Source organism: Promicromonospora sp. NPDC050249 (assembly GCF_040656015.1).
Classification (GTDB): Bacteria; Actinomycetota; Actinomycetes; order Actinomycetales; family Cellulomonadaceae; genus Promicromonospora.
Genome location: NZ_JBFAKY010000008.1, coordinates 1 through 15,308, shown reverse-complemented (window position 1 = coordinate 15,308; position 15,308 = coordinate 1). Strand labels below are relative to the sequence as shown.

Here is a 15,308-nt window from a genome sequence, read left to right as displayed (position 1 = left end):
GACCGGTTCCTGAGGAGTGCCTGAGATTCGCCCGGGAAATCGCCCGGCGTCCGAACGGATCAGCTGTCCGGCCCGCCACCTGCCACGCGGCTAGGCTGGGGGGCATGTCAGCACCGTTCCCGCAGGTTCCAGGGCAGACGCCCCGGCGCACGTATCTCATCGTCGACGGTGAGAACATCGACGCCACGCTCGGCATGAACGTGCTGAACCGCCGTCCCGCACCCGAGGAGCGTCCCCGCTGGGACCGCATCTCCGCCTTCGCGGAGAAGGTGTGGTCGCAGGAGGTCGTGCCGCTCTTCTTCCTGAACGCGACGTCCGGCCAGATGCCCATGCCGTTCGTGCAGGCGCTGCTCGCTATGGGCTACAAGCCCATCCCGCTTGCGGCGCAGGGTTCGGAGAAGGTGGTCGACGTCGGTATCCAGCGCACGCTCGACGCGTTGATGGACCGTCCCGGCGACGTGCTGCTCGCGAGCCACGACGGCGACTTCCTGCCGCAGATCGAGGCGCTGCTCGACGACGACGACCGGCGCGTGGGCCTGCTGGGCTTCCGGGAGTTCGTCAACGCCCGGTTCACGGAGCTGGAGCAGCGCGGCCTGGTCATGTACGACCTGGAGGCCGACGCCGACGCCTTCACGACGATGCTGCCGCGCGTCCGGATCATCCCGATCGAAGAGTTCGACCCGCTCCGCTACCTGTAGCGGGCCGCGTACCGGTGATGCCGAGGTAGAGCGCTTGTCCGGGTCTCCCTCATGTCACGAGGGAGACCCGGACAAGCGCTCTACCTCGGCGTACCAGCACTCAGTCGTTCGAGATCGTGACCGTGCCCTCGTACGCCTCGCGGTCGCCCTGCGGCTGGATCGGGCGGGCGTTGTGGTCGTAGGCCTGCTTGAGGACCGCTATCTGCTCCGCCGACAGCTCGATGGGTTCGTGGTAGACGACCCAGTCGACGCCCTCGGTGCACGGTGGCGTCGTCAGGCTGCCCGCGTACTCCTCGAACGTCGGGTCGGCCGGCAGCATCGCCGCGACGTCGATCGGCAGCTCGTCGGAGCCCGGCTCGGCCGCGCCGTCGATGAACGGCTGCCAGGCGTCGTTCTCGTCGCCCTCCTGGGCGAGGACGCCGAGGACGAGCGCCTGACCGTCCTCGGTGGTGTGGACGAAGTGGAACTCGGCGTCCAGCGCCTTGCCCTCGACGGTGTGCTCCGACGGCATGTGGAAGTGCACCTGGGCCAGGTCGAACTCGTTGTCCTTCCACTCGACCTCGGACGCGTCGCCGTCGGGTACGAGCTGGATCGTGTGGCCGGTGTCGACCGACTCCCCGACGGTGGGCGACGACGAGATCTTCGGGTGCGCCGTCAGCTTCGTCTCGGCGTGGTCGGGCAGGTCGATGGGCGACTGCGCGTCGCCGGCCTCGCACTCCGCGAAGTCCTTGGCCAGGTGGCCCCACTCGTCCGGGCCCTCCTCGCCGTCGTACGACCAGTGCACCTCGCCGGCGGGGTGCTCGGCCGGCGGCGGAGCGGACGACGCGGCCGCACCGGGGGAGCCGCCTGCCGCACAGGATGCGAGCAGCGGGGCGAGGAGCAGGAGGGCGGGCAGGGCGAGCTTCTTCATGTGGCTACCTCTCGTGGGGATCAGCCGATCGCCCGGGTCCAGGAGACCGGCAGGACAAATTACTCCCGATCCCCTTGCCCGAGGCACCCACCCGGGGTGTGACGTGCGACGCGTTATCTCGCAGGCGTCGGCCACCACGCACGGACTGTGCCGAGCCTCCGGAGCGTTCCCGGACGTCCGCCACCGAAACCGCCGCCGCCGAACCCGCCACCGATCCGTGCGGTAGCGGCGTGCCTGCGGGAACGCACGACCTTCGGGTCGAGCAGGATGCCGCCGAGCATCATGCCGCCGGTGATGGGGCCGTTCTCGTCCGAGCCGTCCGCGTCGGGCTCCGCCTTGGCGGCGGCCGCGATCACGACGGCGTCCGCGTCCTCGCGGGCGAGCCGCGCGGCCTCCTGTACGAGCTTGCTCGCACGCTGGGCCTCCCCGAGGGCGGCGGCGGGGTCGACCGGCTGGAGCGAGCGGGCGGCGTCGGCCAGTCTTGTCGCCTCCGCGAGCCGCGTCCTCGCGGGCGAGCCGACGGCGCCGCGGCGCGTCGCGACGAAGTCGGCGGTCTGCCGGAGCTGCTCGTCGACCCGGCCGAGGGTGTCCCGCAGCAGCGCGGACGCCCGGGCCGCGACCTCCGTGAAGTCCCGGGTGCCGGCGAGAGCCGCGTCGAGCGCGGCCTCAGCGGCCGCGATGCGCTGCAGCCCGGCGAGCGGGTCACCGCCTTCCCGCGTGACCTCGACGTGCTTGAGCGAGGCCTGCGCGGCGGTGCGCGCGAGGGTCACCCGGAAGTCGCCCTCGACGGACCGGGCGGCGACCACGTCCTGCGTCAGTGACGCTATCGACTTGTCGAGTCGTTCTGCTGCCCTGTCGAGGTGCGCGGCGGTGGCGTCGACGGCGTCGAGCAGCATGACCGCCTGGCCCAGCGCGTTCTGCGCACCCCTCGCGTGCGCGACGGCCACCGCCTTCTGCCCTGCCTCCAGGGCGGAACGCCCGGCGGACACCGCCGCCCTGGCGTTGACCACCAGCAGCTCGGCCTGCTCGGGGTTGCCCGAGACCATCGCCAGCGCCTCCGCGGGATACCTTCCGGCGAGCCGTTCGAGGGTCGCGCGCGTCACAGCCGCCCGGTCGGTGACCTCCGGCTCCCTGGCGACGACGTCGGTCAGCAGCTCGGGCGCGCGCTGCTGCAGCCGGCGCAGGTCGTCGAACGCGCGGGTGCGCGCGTCGAGCGTGTCGGCTGCGCTCTCGCACAGCGCGATGACCCGGGTCAGGCGCGCGCGCCGCTCGGCGTCCCCGAGCACCGGGCGGTGCTCCTCGGCCTCGCGATGTTCGGCCGGCGGGGCGCCGTCGGCCTGCGTGTCCTCCGCCTGCGCGGCGACGTCCAGCTCCTGCCGGATCGCGAAGGCCTGCCGGACGTCGGCGGCGGCGCGGGCCAGGATCAGCTCGAAGTCCCTCGTCGCGTCGGCCCCCAGCTCCGCACGGGCGAAGCCGAGCTCCTGCTCGCACGTCTTGAGCGCGTCGTCGATGCGGACGAGGGAGCTTGAGGCGCGGTCGTCGAGCTCGGGGACGGGCAGGTCGGCGAGCTCGTCCGGCGCCGGGCCACCGGCCGTCGCGGAGCGCTCGGTGAGCCGGGGCAGGACCCGGGGGAGGGCGAAGCGCCACAGGACGTACCCGAGCGCGGCGAGCACGAGCACCGCGGCCAGTGCGATGCCGGCGACGAGGAGCGGGCTGGTCGCGGCGGTGGCGGCCCGCCGGACGGCGTCGGCGGCGTCCGTCGCGGCGGGCGCCCACCGCTCGTCCTCGACCGCTGATGCCACCGCTCTGTCGATGGAGCGCAGCTGCCCCGTGGTGAGGGGGACGTTGGTGTCGGCGGACAGCCCGAACTCGTGGTCGACAGTGGCGACGGCCAGCAGCAGGTCGTCCGGGCCGAGGCCCGACTGGTTGGCGCTCGCGTTGGCCCAGTCAACGGGCTCCGTGCCGTCGAAGCTCTCGATGTACACGACGAACATGCGCAGGTCCGACTCGCCGGCGAGCCGGTCGAGCGCGGAGTCGACGTCCTGGCGCTCGGCGTCGCTGAGCGCGCCGGCGCCGTCCGTCACCTGGTCGGTGAGCGTGATCGGCGGCGACGCCGGGAGCACGTCCGACATCAGCTCCGCCTGAACCTTCGCGGACAGGCGCGGCGAGACCGAGGGCACGGGGTCGGCCGGCATGGTGACCGTGGCGTTGGCGGCCTGGGAGGTGGCCGCCAGCACGACACCGACAAGGCCCGCGAAGGCCACGACCGCCCAGCCCCCGGATGGCCGGGTACTGGGTTCGTGCTGATGCTCGTGCCTAGCTGGGGACTCGATCACGTCCTGATAGTCACCCCGGGTTCAAGACCACGCAATCGGAGAGCGTGACGTTGCAGATCTGCAACGAATCCCCAGGTAAACGCCCAGCGTGAAGCGCATTTTCACAACCTCGCCGGTGGCCTGCTCAGCAGCGGGCCGAGCAGGCCTTCGACGGTCAGGAAGCCGCGGAGTCCGCCGGCGACTCGTCCAGGTCCTCGGCGTCGACTATGCGGTAGGCGTAACCCTGCTCGGCCAGGAACCGCTGCCGGTGCGCCGCGAAGTCCTGGTCGACGGTGTCCCGTGCGACCACGGCGTAGAAGTGCGCCGTGCGGCCGTCCGCCTTGGGCCGCATGATGCGCCCGAGACGCTGCGCCTCCTCCTGTCGGGACCCGAAGGAACCCGACACCTGGATCGCCACCGAGGCCTCCGGCAGGTCCACCGAGTAGTTGGCGACCTTGCTCACGACGAGGCGCGAGATCTCGCCCTCGCGGAACGCCCCGAAGAGCCGCTGCCGCTCCTTGTTGGTGGTCGCCCCGGTGATGATCGGCGCGTCGAGGTGCTCGGCCAGCTCCTCGAGCTGGTCGATGTACTGCCCGATCACGAGCACCTGGTCGTCCGGGTGGCGCGCCACGATCTGCTCCACCACCTTCTTCTTGCCCGATGCCGACGCGGCGAGCCGGTACTTGTCCTCCATCTCGGCCGTCGCGTACGTCATGCGCTCGCTCTCCGGGAGCGTCAGGCGCACCTCCACGCAGTCGGCGGGCGCGATGTAGCCCTGTGCCTCGATGTCCTTCCACGGCGCGTCGAACCGCTTGGGCCCGATGAGGCTGAACACCTCGTCCTCGCGGCCGTCCTCGCGCACGAGGGTGGCGGTGAGGCCGAGCCGACGGCGGGCCTGGAGGTCCGCCGTCATCCGGAACACCGGGGCCGGGAGCAGGTGGACCTCGTCGTAGAGGACCAGGCCCCAGTCGCGGGCGTCCAGCAGCTCGAGGTGCGTGTAGACGCCCTTCCGCTTGGTGGTCAGCACCTGGTAGGTGGCGATGGTGACCGGCTTGATCTCCTTGCGGGCGCCGGAGTACTCGCCGATCTCGTCCTCGGTCAGCGTCGTGCGCCGCACCAGCTCGTCGCGCCACTGGCGCGCGCTCACGGTGTTGGTCACCAGGATCAGCGTCGTCGTGCCCGACTTCGCCATCGCGCCGGCGCCGACGATCGTCTTGCCTGCGCCGCAGGGCAGCACCACGACGCCCGAACCGCCGTGCCAGAACCCGTCGACCGCCTGCGCCTGGTAGGGCCGCATCTCCCACGGCTTGGCCTTCTCGTGCTCGGTCCGCGGCTTCGTGACCGGGCTGAGCTCGATCGGGTGCTTCTCGCCGTCGACGTAGCCCGCGAGGTCCTCGGCCGGCCAGCCGAGCTTGAGCAGCACCTGCTTGAGGTGGCCGCGCTCGGAGGGGTGCACCAGGACGGTCGACTCGTCCAGCCGTTCGCCGACCAGGCCGGCGGTGCGCCGTGACTTCAGCACCTCCGCGAGGACCGCCCGGTCGGTGGTGCGCAGCACCAGGCCGTGCGCCGGGTCCTGCGACAGCACGAGGCGCCCGTAGCGGGCCATCGTCTCGGCGACGTCGACCAGCAGCGCGTGCGGCACCGGGTAGCGGCTGAACTCGAGGAGCGTGCTCACCACCTGCTCCGCGTCGTGGCCGGCCGCGCGCGCGTTCCACAGGCCCAGCGCCGTCAGGCGGTAGGTGTGCACGTGCTCGGGCGCGCGCTCCAGCTCGGCGAACGGCGCGATCGAGCGCCGCGCCCTCTCGGCGTCCGGGTGGTCGACCTCCAGCAGGAGCGTCTTGTCGCTCTGCACGATCAACGGGCCGTCGGGCATGGGGTCTCCCTCAGTTCTGCTCTGGTCCTGCTGCTGCGCCTGCTGCAGCTACAGCGGTTCTGCGGCCGGCGGCGGACTGCTGCCTACGGCGTGGATGACGTCGGCAGGACCGACGCGATGCGGTGGACGGCGATCGTCAGCTCGGCCTCTCGATCCGGGTCGAGAGCACGGAGCCGCCCGCCGTCGAGGTTCAGGGGCTTCAGCTCGCGGCGCTCCAGCCGGCCGGTGTGACCGGCCACCTCGACGATCACCGTGGTGCCGTCGCGGAGCGCGTCGCGCAGCAGTGCCAACCCGTCAGCGGGGTGCTGTGTTCCCGGGTCCTCCTCCAGGGCGCCCGCGTCGACGGCCGCGGCAGATGTCACCGGGCGGTCCAGGGACGGCGCGTCGGCAGCCGCGAGCGGCTCCAGGGCACCCGGCCTGGGCCGGTCCGCCGACGGCTCCGGCCGAGGTGGCACGGGGCTGACGACGCGGTACCCACGCAGCGGGATGCCGCCGCCGGACGTCGAGACCGACCGCGCGACCTCTGCGGCGTCGGCCCGGGCCATGGCGCCTGCGCGCGCCGCGTCCTCCACGGCGCGCAGGTCGGCGACCAGCGCCTCCGGGTCGGGGGTGCGGTCGACGACCTCGGCGGACGCGGAGGCGCCCGTCCGGATGGCCGCCGCCGAGCGGGGAGCCGGCATCGCCCGGCCCGTCACGCCCCGGCGGGCGACGAGCACGCGCCCGTCCGGTCCCTCGAGGGCCGAGACCAGGCCGCGCTTGCGCAGCGCCTCGTGCAGGGCCGCCGCGGGGACGGACGCCGCGAGCACGGTCGGCGCGAGCCGCACCAGGCCGAGGCCCACGAGCGTCGGGTCGTGCTCGAGGCCGGCGAGCACCGTCGCGTCGGCGGCCCGCAGGTAGGACGACGCGGTACCCACCCGCACCGCGCCGTGCCGCCGTGCGGTGTCCCGGACGAGGTACTCCAGGGGCTGCGGGACCGGCACCGGGGACCGGTGGGCGAGCTCGTCGAGCATGCCGTCGGCGGTCTCGCCCTGGTCGAGCGCCCGCGTGACGGACGCCGGGCTGAACCGCACGGTGGTCGCGGCGCCTCGGGACTCGATGTCCGTCGACCGCTCCAGCAGCCGCGCGAGCCCGCGCGACGGCCGGCCGGGGACTATCCCCGTCAGGTCGCCCTGGAGCAGGATCTCGTCCACCTCGTGGGGCAGGACGGCGCGCAGCGCCTCAGCGGGCTCGTCCCCCGGCGTGAGCAGCGCCCGGCCCGGCGTCGAGAGCGCGCCGGCCCCCGTCACGCCCAGCCACTCGGCCTCGATCAGCAGACCCTCGACCGCGGTCGCGGGCGGCACGGAGCGCGGCGTGTGCCAGGTCAGCACCTCGACCACGTCCTCGGGTGCGGGCGCGAGGACGGTGCCACCGGCGGGCTCGGCCGCGAGCACGCCCAGCACGCCGTTGCGCAGCCTGGGCACCCACGGCCGCTGCAGGTCCGGTGACAGCGGCGCCCGGAGCGCCCCCTTGTCGTCGCGGGAGCCCACGAGCCACGGTGCCCTGCGGGAGGCCAGCCAGGCCTCGGCGAGCCGCGCCCAGCGGGCGGCGTCGTCCAGGTCGTCCCAGTCGGTGACGGTCGGCACGTACGACGGCGGCACCTCGCCGTCGTCCCGGACGAGGCCGGCCAGCGCGGCGACCTCGACCACGAACGCCGTCGCCTGCTCGTCCGTCTCCAGCTGGGCGGCGACCCTGCGCAGGTCGCGCACGCCCAGGCCTCCTGCGCGCAGGACCGACGGCGGGCTCTCGTCCCACGACTGCCGGAGCAGCCGCACGCGCCGGACGAGCTCGAGCGCCGCGCTCGCCGCCTCGGCGTCGGCGGTGGCGGTCGGTACCGCCCGGCCCTGCGGCTCGGGCGGCAGGGTGCGCGGCTCGCGATGGGTGTGCCCGTCGCGGAGCGCCAGCCCGACCAGGCGCGGCAGCACGACGTGCCTGGCGTCCGACCGGACCAGCAGATGCTCGGTGACCAGCCAGTTCACGGCGTCCCGCGGCCGGGTGCCCGCTGGCGGCACGACGCCGACCGGGGGACCCCAGGCGAGCGCGTCGAGGATCGCGCGGGCACCGGGCGGCGCTGCGGTGAGGAGCGCGCCCAGCGCCGCCGCGGTCTCGGTCCTGGCGGTGGCCGACCCGAGCGCGTGGCCCACCGCCTCGGTCAGCCCGGCCGGGACGGGGTCGAGGTGCGGCCCCAGCCCCGCGGGGTTCGGGCCGAGCAGCTCGTCGAGGCCCGGCACCGTGCGCAGGTCGAGCGTGGTGCCGTACTCGCCGCCCGCGTCCCAGAGCAGGGCCTGCTCGACGGCGCGGCGGACGGCGGCGTCGACACGGGGTCCGTCCTCCGCCGACCCGCCGAGCGCCCAGGTGACGACCTCGGCGCTGAGCGGCCCGGCGAGAGCCGACCCGCCGGAGCTCTCCTCCGGGGGTCCGGACGGCAGGCGGAAGACGGGCTCCAGGGCGAGCACCGCCTCCAGCACCTGCAGGATCAGGGCGTCGGAGCGGGCGAGAGCGCGCTCGAGAGAGGTGCGGCTGGAGGCACGGGCCGCGAGCGAACGCAGCGTGGAGGGAGAGGGCGCGGCTAGATCAGGACGGGCGCGCAGGAGCGCGGCGAGCGCGGTGTCCGAGCGCTGCCGGAGGTCGTCGGCGAAGTGCCGCGTGGCCGCCGCCGGCGCTGCGGGGAGCGAGGAGGCCATCCTGACGATGCTACGCGGGTTTCCGGGGTCGAAGTTCGGCCGGTCCACGCCCGGGGCCGCCTCAGAGCTGCGCCGTGCGGCGGCAGACCTCCTCCCACGGCGTCGGGGTGATGCCGAAGCGCGCACGGGCGGCAGTGTCGTCCAGGACGTACGGGCGCTCCCACTGGTAGATGATCTCGCGCATCTCCCGCATGAAGGGGGAGACCAGCGCGGTGGCGCCGAGAGCGACACCGCGCAGGGAGGAGACCTTCACCGGCGGCCTGCCGACACTCGCCAGGACGTCGGTGAGGGCCTCCGCCTGGGTCCGCGGCGCGTTGCTCGGGACGTGCCAGACCCTGCCGTGGGCACCCGGATCCCCGGCGGCGGCGACCAGGGTGCGCGCCGCGTCCGCGACGTCGGTGAAGGTGTGGGGCAGGTCGGTGCGGCCCATCATCACGGCGCGCTTGCCCTGCAGCGCGGTAGGAACCTGGCGCGAGATGTGGCCGTTGCCGCCGACACCGCGCCCCATGTAGTCGGAACCGCGGATCTCGACGGCGCGCAGCCGCCCGGCGTCGTGCGCGGCCTTGGCGTCCGCCCACATCCGGGCGCGGAGACGGCCCTTGTGGTCGGTCGCGGCGTCGGGCAGGTCCTCGGAGAGCGGGACGTCGACCGGGCCGTACGGGTAGAGCGTGCCCGTGATCGCGTAGACGGCGCCGGAACGCTCGGCGGCTGACAGGAGCGAGGCGGCGAGCGAGGGCCAGACCCGCTCCCACTGTGTGTAGTCGCCGGGGTTGGCGCAGTTGTAGAGGTAGTCGGTGCCGTCGGCGGCGCGGGACAGCGCGTCGGCGTCCGAGGCGTCGAGGGCGAGGTGCTCGACGCCGTCGACCCCGGTACTGCGGCCCGAACGGCTCGCGACGGCGACGCGGGAGCCGCGCTCGGCCAGCAGGGCGGCGACATGGGTGCCGATGGGGCCGGCTCCGACGATGAGGTGGCGGTCAGTCACGATCATTGCTCCATTCTGAGAGCGGTGCTCTCGTTCGATGTCGCAAGCGTGGCACGAGCGGGTGCGCCTTGGCAAGAGCAGTGCTCGCGTTTGTGTGCGGTGATCCATCGGTGGCACCCTGGGGCCATGAGCCCGGCCCGAACAGCACGCGCCCTCGCCCGCGAGACCATCACCCGCGAGATCCTCGACTCGGCCCGCACGCGGCTGACCACCGACGGCGCCGCCGGGCTGTCGCTGCGCGCCGTCGCCCGCGACGTGGAGATGGTCTCCTCTGCCGTCTACCGGTACTTCCCGAGCCGCGACGCGCTGCTCACCGCCCTGCTCATCGAGGCGTACGACGAGCTCGGCACCGCCGCCGAGGCCGCGGACGCCTCCGTCGCCGACCGTTCGGACGTCACCGCGCGCTGGCTCGCCACCTTCCGCGCGGTCCGGACCTGGTGCGTCACGCACCCAGGGGAGTTCGGGCTGCTCTACGGCACGCCGGTGCCCGGCTACGCCGCACCGCGGGACACCGTCGACCCCGCGACGCGGGTGGTACGCGTGCTCATCCGCATAGTGGGGGACGGCTACGCGGCCGGGGCGCGCCCGCCGGTGGTGCCGGCCGCCGCCCCGGGCGCCGCGGCGGACCCGGGGACCGTCGCGCCGGCGCTCGCCTTCGTCGCGCAGCACGGGCTCATCGAGAGTGCCGGACGGGCGGACGACGAGCTGCCTGAGACCATCCGGCGCGCCGTCATGGCATGGACCGAGCTGTTCGGGGTGATCTCGTTCGAGCTGTTCGGGCACCAGGTGGGGTCGATCGCGGACCCCGAGGCATGGCTGGACGAGGTGGCGCTACGCCTCGCCGCGGACCTGGGCATCCAGGCCTGAAACCCCCGCAAACGACCCTCCCGGACCGGGCCCGGGCAGGTCGCGCGGGCGAAGAGTGCTCAATGCATGCGACGCGGCACGGTTCCGCCCGGTAACCTGGTGCTTCCGGTCCAGGTGGCGCGCTCAGCTCGCAGCAGCCAGGGCCGGTCCGAGCAGTTGCTGAGCAGTTTCCCTGAGCAGTACCGACAAGCACAGAAGAAGGTCGCAGTGCCCACCGGCAAGGTCAAGTGGTTCGACACCGACAAAGGCTTCGGTTTCATCGCCAACGAGGACGGAGGCGAGGTATTTCTGCACGCCTCCGCGCTGCCCGACGGCGTCGTCCCCAAGCCGGGCGCACGGGTGGACTTCGGGGTGGCCGACGGCCGCCGCGGTCCCCAGGCGCTCGCGGTCAAGGTGCTGGACTCCGCGCCGTCGGTCGCCAAGGCGAAGCGGAAGCCCGCCGACGACATGGCTGTGATCGTCGGCGATCTCACGCAGATGCTGGACCGCGTGGCGAACGATCTGCGCAAGGGGCGTTATCCGAAGAACCCGGAGCTGCTCGCCAAGATGCTGCGCAAGGTCGCAGACGACTTCGACGCCTGAAACCACACGAGGTCCCGAGGAACATGGTCACGACCATCGCGCCCGCCATACGAACATTCACCAGGCGGATCGCCGCACGCTCGAGCCGAGACGCCGTGCTGAACGGTGCCGCGGAGCTCGCGCGCGCCGCCGCACAGGAAGTCGCCGAGCGACCGGAGGACGTCGGGGAGCACCTCGGCACCTTCTTCGAGGACGAGCGGGTGGTCTCCCACCGCTTCGACGCGACCATGCGGGGATACCGCGGCTGGCACTGGACGGTGACCGTGACGCGCGTGCCGCGCGGCCGGGCCGCCACGATCAGCGAGGTCGAGCTGCTGCCCGGCGACGAGGCCATCCTCGCCCCGGCCTGGCTGCCGTGGTCCGAGCGGCTGCGCCCGGGCGACGTCGGCCCGGGTGACGTGCTGCCGTTCCGCGCCGACGACCCGCGGCTCGAGCCCGGATACACCCCGACGGGTGACCCCGAGGTGGACGAGGTGGCGATCGACGAGCTGGCGCTCGCCCGCACCCGGGTGCTGTCCCCGCAGGGCCGGGCCGAGGCCGCCGAGCGCTGGTACCGCGGCACGCGCGGCCCCACCACGCCGGGCGCCGTCGCGGCGGCTGCCGAGTGCATGACCTGCGCGTTCCTCATCCCTTTGTCCGGCTCGATGGGGCAGCTCTTCGGGGTGTGCGCCAACGAGTGGTCGCCCGACGACGGCAAGGTCGTCTCGCTCGACCACGGCTGCGGCGCGCACTCGGAGACCGACGTCGAGGAGCACCCGACCGACTGGCCCGCGTCCGCGCCGCTGATCGACGAGCACGAGGTCGAGCCTGTCGAGACCACCCCCGCCGAGGACGAACCCTCCGCGTGACCCGCGACCCCTTCGGCACCGGTGCGCTGCGGCGCGCGGTGACCGAGGCGTGGCGTGCGTCGCCCACGCGCTTCCGCGAGGACGCGAACTCCGAGGAGGACCACGCCCGCGGCTACTACCGCGACCGGGTGGTGGTCGAGCTCGCGCAGAACGCCGCCGACGCCGCCGCCCGCGCCGGGATCCCCGGCAGGCTGACGTTCCGGCTGGAGCCGGACGGCGGCGGGGGCCGACGCCTCGTCGCCGCCAACACCGGTGCGCCGCTCGACGCCGCCGGCGTCGCGTCGCTGGCGTCTCTCAGGGCCTCCGCGAAGGTCTCGGCCGACGCCGAGGAGGGCTCGAGCGAAGGTTCCGGCGAGGCGATGCGTGCCGTGGGGCGGTTCGGCGTCGGGTTCGCCGCCGTCCGCTCGGTGTCCGACGACGTGGTCGTCCGGTCGCGCACCGGTGGCGTGCGCTTCTCGCTCGCGGGTACGCGCGCGGAGCTGGGCCTCGAGGTCGCGCAGGGTGCCGATCTCGCCGCCGACGTCGCCCGCGAGGCAGGGCTCAGGGGCGAGGCTCGGTCCCGCGGCGACGCGCTGCCCGTGCTGCGACTCCCGTTCCCCGCACCCGGGACGACGCCGGACGAGCCGGACACCGTGGTCGAGCTCGTGCTGCGCGACGCCGACGCCGTGGCCGCCGTCCGGGCTCAGCTCGCCACGCTCGACGACGCCCTCCTGCTCGCACTCCCGGCACTCGACGAGGTGGTCATCGAGGATGACTTCGCAGGTCAGCCGGGTTCTGAACCGCACAGTGCGACGCCGTCACCGAGCCGGCGCGTGCTGCGCGACGTCGGTTCACGGTGGCGCGTGCACAGCGCGTCCGGCGTGCTCGGGCCCGACGACAGCCTGCCGTCCGAGGCGCGTCGTCCTGACTGGTCGGTGCTCTGGGCACTGCCGGTCAGCGGCGGACGCGCGGCGGAGAGCGCGGCGTTGCACGCGCCGACCCCCACCGACGTGCGGCTCACGTTCCCGGCCCTGCTCATCGCGTCGTTCCCCGTCGACCCTGGACGGCGAGGTGTGCTCCCCGGCCCGACGTCGGACCGGGTGGCCGCGGAGGCCGGCCGCGCCTACGCCGCGTTCCTGGGCGAGCTCGGCGCCGAGCGCGAGGTCCTCGGCCTCGCGCCGACCGGGCTGCCCGCCGGCGACGTCGACGCCGCGGTCCGCGCGTCGGCCGACGCGGCCCTGCGCGACACCCCGCTCCTCCGGCTGAGCGTGCTTGCCGAGGCGTCCGAGCGCAGCCAGGCAGCGGGCGCCGACGGCACGCCCGGTATGGCGCTGCGCATCGCGCCGAGGGGTGCGGCCTTCCTCGCCGGACCGCTCGGCGAGGACCCGGCCCTGGCCTCCGCCCTCGCCGCTGGTACCTCGGCGGCCCTGGTCACCGTGCCGGTGCGGTACCAGGCGCTCGCCCGCTCGCTGGGTGCCGACTCCGTCGACCTCGCCGACGTGGTCGAGGCGCTGCCGCCCGAACCCGGCGTGATCCGTGCCGCCCTCGACGCCATCGCCCCGCACGCCGGCGAGCCCACGGTGCTGGAGGCGGTCGCCGGGGCGCCGCTCCCGCTCGCCGACGGCCGCGTGACCCGCGGCGCCCGCGGCACCGTGCTGCTCGACGCACCGCACCTCGCCCGGGTCGCCCGTGCGCTCGGAGTCCGCGTGGTGCATCCGGACGTGGCGCACCCGCTGCTCGAACGGGCCGGCGCCGTCTCCACCACCCCGCACGGGCTCCTCGCGGACCCGGCGGTCCGGTCGACGGCGCTCGCCGCCGGCGAAGACGTGCTCGACGACGGCGACGCCGAGCATCTCGGGGCCGTCCTGTCGGCGCCGTCGATGGCGGGTGCGTCGCCGTCCGACGCCGTGTCGCCGGACGTGCGGGATCCGGACGTGCGGGACCCGGACGTGCGGGACCCGGACGTGTGGGAGCCGGGCGTGCTCGACGACCCGACGCCCGCCGAGGTGGTCGTGGCGGTGCTCGAGCTGGTCCGGCTGGCGGCCGGGACCGGCTCGGCCGACCTGCCCTTCTGGCTGGGCGAGCTGCCGGTGGTGGCGGACGGCGACGTCGTGCCGCTGCGCGAGGCGGCTCTGCCCGGTACGTGGGCGGCCGAGCACGTGGACCTCGCCCTGGTGCGGGACGACGTCGTCGAACGCTGGGGGCCGGCCGCCCTCGCCGCCGCCGGCGCCCGCGCCGACCTCGTCGTGTACCGGGTCGCCGACGTCGTGACCGCCGACGGTGACGACGCCGACTACGGGCCCGACGACCCCGCCGGGTGGCTCTCCGACTGGGACGAGTACCTGGAGCACCTCGCGGACGAGCTGGGTCCGGGCGCGTGGATCGGGGACGTCGAGGCGGTCTCGGACCTCGACGCGCTGCGCGAGCCGGCGGACGCCGGACCTGGCCCGCTCGCCGCAGCGCTCGGCCGGGTGTCGGCCGACCCTGGCCTGCGCCGCGCGCTCCTGACCCCCGTGCGTTCCCCGGACGCCCCCGGCCGGCAGGCCGTGTCGTACACGGCGTGGTTCCTGCGACGTCGAGTCGGTGCGCCGTTCGCGCTCGGTGACACGCCGCTGCTGCCGCCCGCTCCGCCCGCGACCGCCGGGCTCGACGACGACGTCCTGGCCGCGCTCGGCGGGCTCCACGACCTGGCTGACCTGCCCGGACACGACTGGCCGGCTGTCCTGGAGCGGTTGCCGGTGTCGCAGGTGGACGAGCGCCGGACCGTATCCGCAGACGTCGCACGCGCCGTCTGGGCCGGCCTGGCCGCGCTCGCCCGCGCCGACGACGCCCGTCCGATCACCCCGGCCCGGCTGCCCGCGCTGGGGCCTGCCGGCGTCACCGTGGAACGCGTCGAGGATCTCGCGGTCGCCGCCTCGGCACGATGGGCCCAGCTCGGCCCTGTCGTCCCCGCCCCGGCCGACGTCGCCGAGGCGCTCGCCGAGCTGCTGGACCTCCCGTTCGAGGGCGATACCGGCGTCGCCCCCGACGAGCCCGGCGAGGCGGTCGAGCTCGATCCGCGCGTGCGGGCGCTCGCGCCGGACGCGCCGTCGACCTGGCAGCGCCACGACGTGCTGACCGTCGAGGGAAAGCGTGTTGCGTGGTGGGTGTCGGGGACGTCGGCTGACGCGGACGGGCCCGGTGTTGCGCACGCCGCATCGCCCGAGGGCCTGGCCCGGGCACTGGCCGAGCTCACGGGCGCGGACCCGCTTCTCCTGGAGGCCGCGCTGCGCGACCCGGCACGCGCGGAGGAACTGAGCGCGGAGCGCGTCTGGGAGTGATCGGCGGCTGCGCGGGATGACGTTCAAGAGGGCCGGCGCTCTTGCTGGTCGCGCCCGTCACCAGCGAGATCGGTCGGTTGCACGTCGCTTGGTATGAGTTCGGTCGGTTGCTTTGAGATCGGTCCATTTTTTTTACGATTTATAAGAAAAACCACCCCAAACAAAAAAAACGGGCGGCGACCACCCCGGACCACGCCACAACACCACAGGGCCC

General features: G+C 74.2%; 11 protein-coding genes. 5 read left to right on the top strand and 6 right to left on the bottom strand.

Annotated features, from left to right (window positions below):
- Positions 1–104: 104 nt before the first annotated feature.
- Entirely contained in the window at positions 105–698 is a 594-nt protein-coding gene (locus tag AB0I32_RS08220) for an NYN domain-containing protein (protein ID WP_357452441.1), read from the top strand.
- 100 nt (positions 699–798) lie between these two features.
- Here AB0I32_RS08220 and AB0I32_RS08215 read toward each other — a convergent pair whose 3' ends face one another.
- From AB0I32_RS08215 to AB0I32_RS08195, 5 genes are all read right to left on the bottom strand, one after another.
- Entirely contained in the window at positions 799–1,608 is an 810-nt protein-coding gene (locus AB0I32_RS08215) for a carbonic anhydrase family protein (RefSeq protein ID WP_357504712.1), read from the bottom strand.
- Positions 1,609–1,721: 113 nt separating this feature from the next.
- Positions 1,722–3,944: a TPM domain-containing protein gene (locus AB0I32_RS08210; RefSeq protein WP_357504710.1), complete on the bottom strand. Its 2,223-nt coding sequence runs from the start codon at positions 3,942–3,944 to the stop codon at positions 1,722–1,724.
- A gap of 154 nt (positions 3,945–4,098) precedes the next feature.
- Positions 4,099–5,796 (bottom strand): DNA repair helicase XPB, encoded by a 1,698-nt coding sequence (locus AB0I32_RS08205; RefSeq protein ID WP_357504708.1) that lies wholly within the window; start codon positions 5,794–5,796, stop codon positions 4,099–4,101.
- An 83-nt stretch (positions 5,797–5,879) separates the two neighbouring features.
- A complete protein-coding gene (locus AB0I32_RS08200; RefSeq protein ID WP_357504706.1) occupies positions 5,880–8,516 on the bottom strand; it encodes a helicase-associated domain-containing protein in 2,637 nt (878 codons plus the stop codon).
- A 61-nt stretch (positions 8,517–8,577) separates the two neighbouring features.
- On the bottom strand, positions 8,578–9,504 hold the full coding sequence (locus tag AB0I32_RS08195; protein ID WP_357504705.1) for an NAD-dependent epimerase/dehydratase family protein: 927 nt from the start codon (positions 9,502–9,504) through the stop codon (positions 8,578–8,580).
- Positions 9,505–9,624: 120 nt separating this feature from the next.
- On the opposite strand from AB0I32_RS08195, the gene AB0I32_RS08190 reads away from it, so the two are divergent.
- The 4 genes from AB0I32_RS08190 (at position 9,625) to AB0I32_RS08175 (ending at position 15,094) form a co-directional block, all read left to right on the top strand.
- Positions 9,625–10,365, top strand: a complete 741-nt coding sequence (locus tag AB0I32_RS08190) for a TetR/AcrR family transcriptional regulator (RefSeq protein ID WP_357504703.1) — start codon at positions 9,625–9,627, stop codon at positions 10,363–10,365.
- 207 nt (positions 10,366–10,572) lie between these two features.
- Entirely contained in the window at positions 10,573–10,947 is a 375-nt protein-coding gene (locus tag AB0I32_RS08185; RefSeq protein ID WP_357505055.1) for a cold shock domain-containing protein, read from the top strand.
- A 23-nt stretch (positions 10,948–10,970) separates the two neighbouring features.
- Complete coding sequence (locus AB0I32_RS08180) at positions 10,971–11,795, top strand: DUF3027 domain-containing protein (protein ID WP_357504701.1); 825 nt, start codon at positions 10,971–10,973, stop codon at positions 11,793–11,795.
- Complete coding sequence (locus AB0I32_RS08175; protein ID WP_357504699.1) at positions 11,792–15,094, top strand: ATP-binding protein; 3,303 nt, start codon at positions 11,792–11,794, stop codon at positions 15,092–15,094. Before AB0I32_RS08180 ends, AB0I32_RS08175 begins: the two co-directional genes overlap by 4 nt.
- 23 nt (positions 15,095–15,117) lie before the next feature.
- Here AB0I32_RS08175 and AB0I32_RS08170 read toward each other — a convergent pair.
- Positions 15,118–15,308 (bottom strand): hypothetical protein (locus tag AB0I32_RS08170; protein WP_357504697.1); only part of this gene is annotated, 191 nt, incomplete at its 5' end.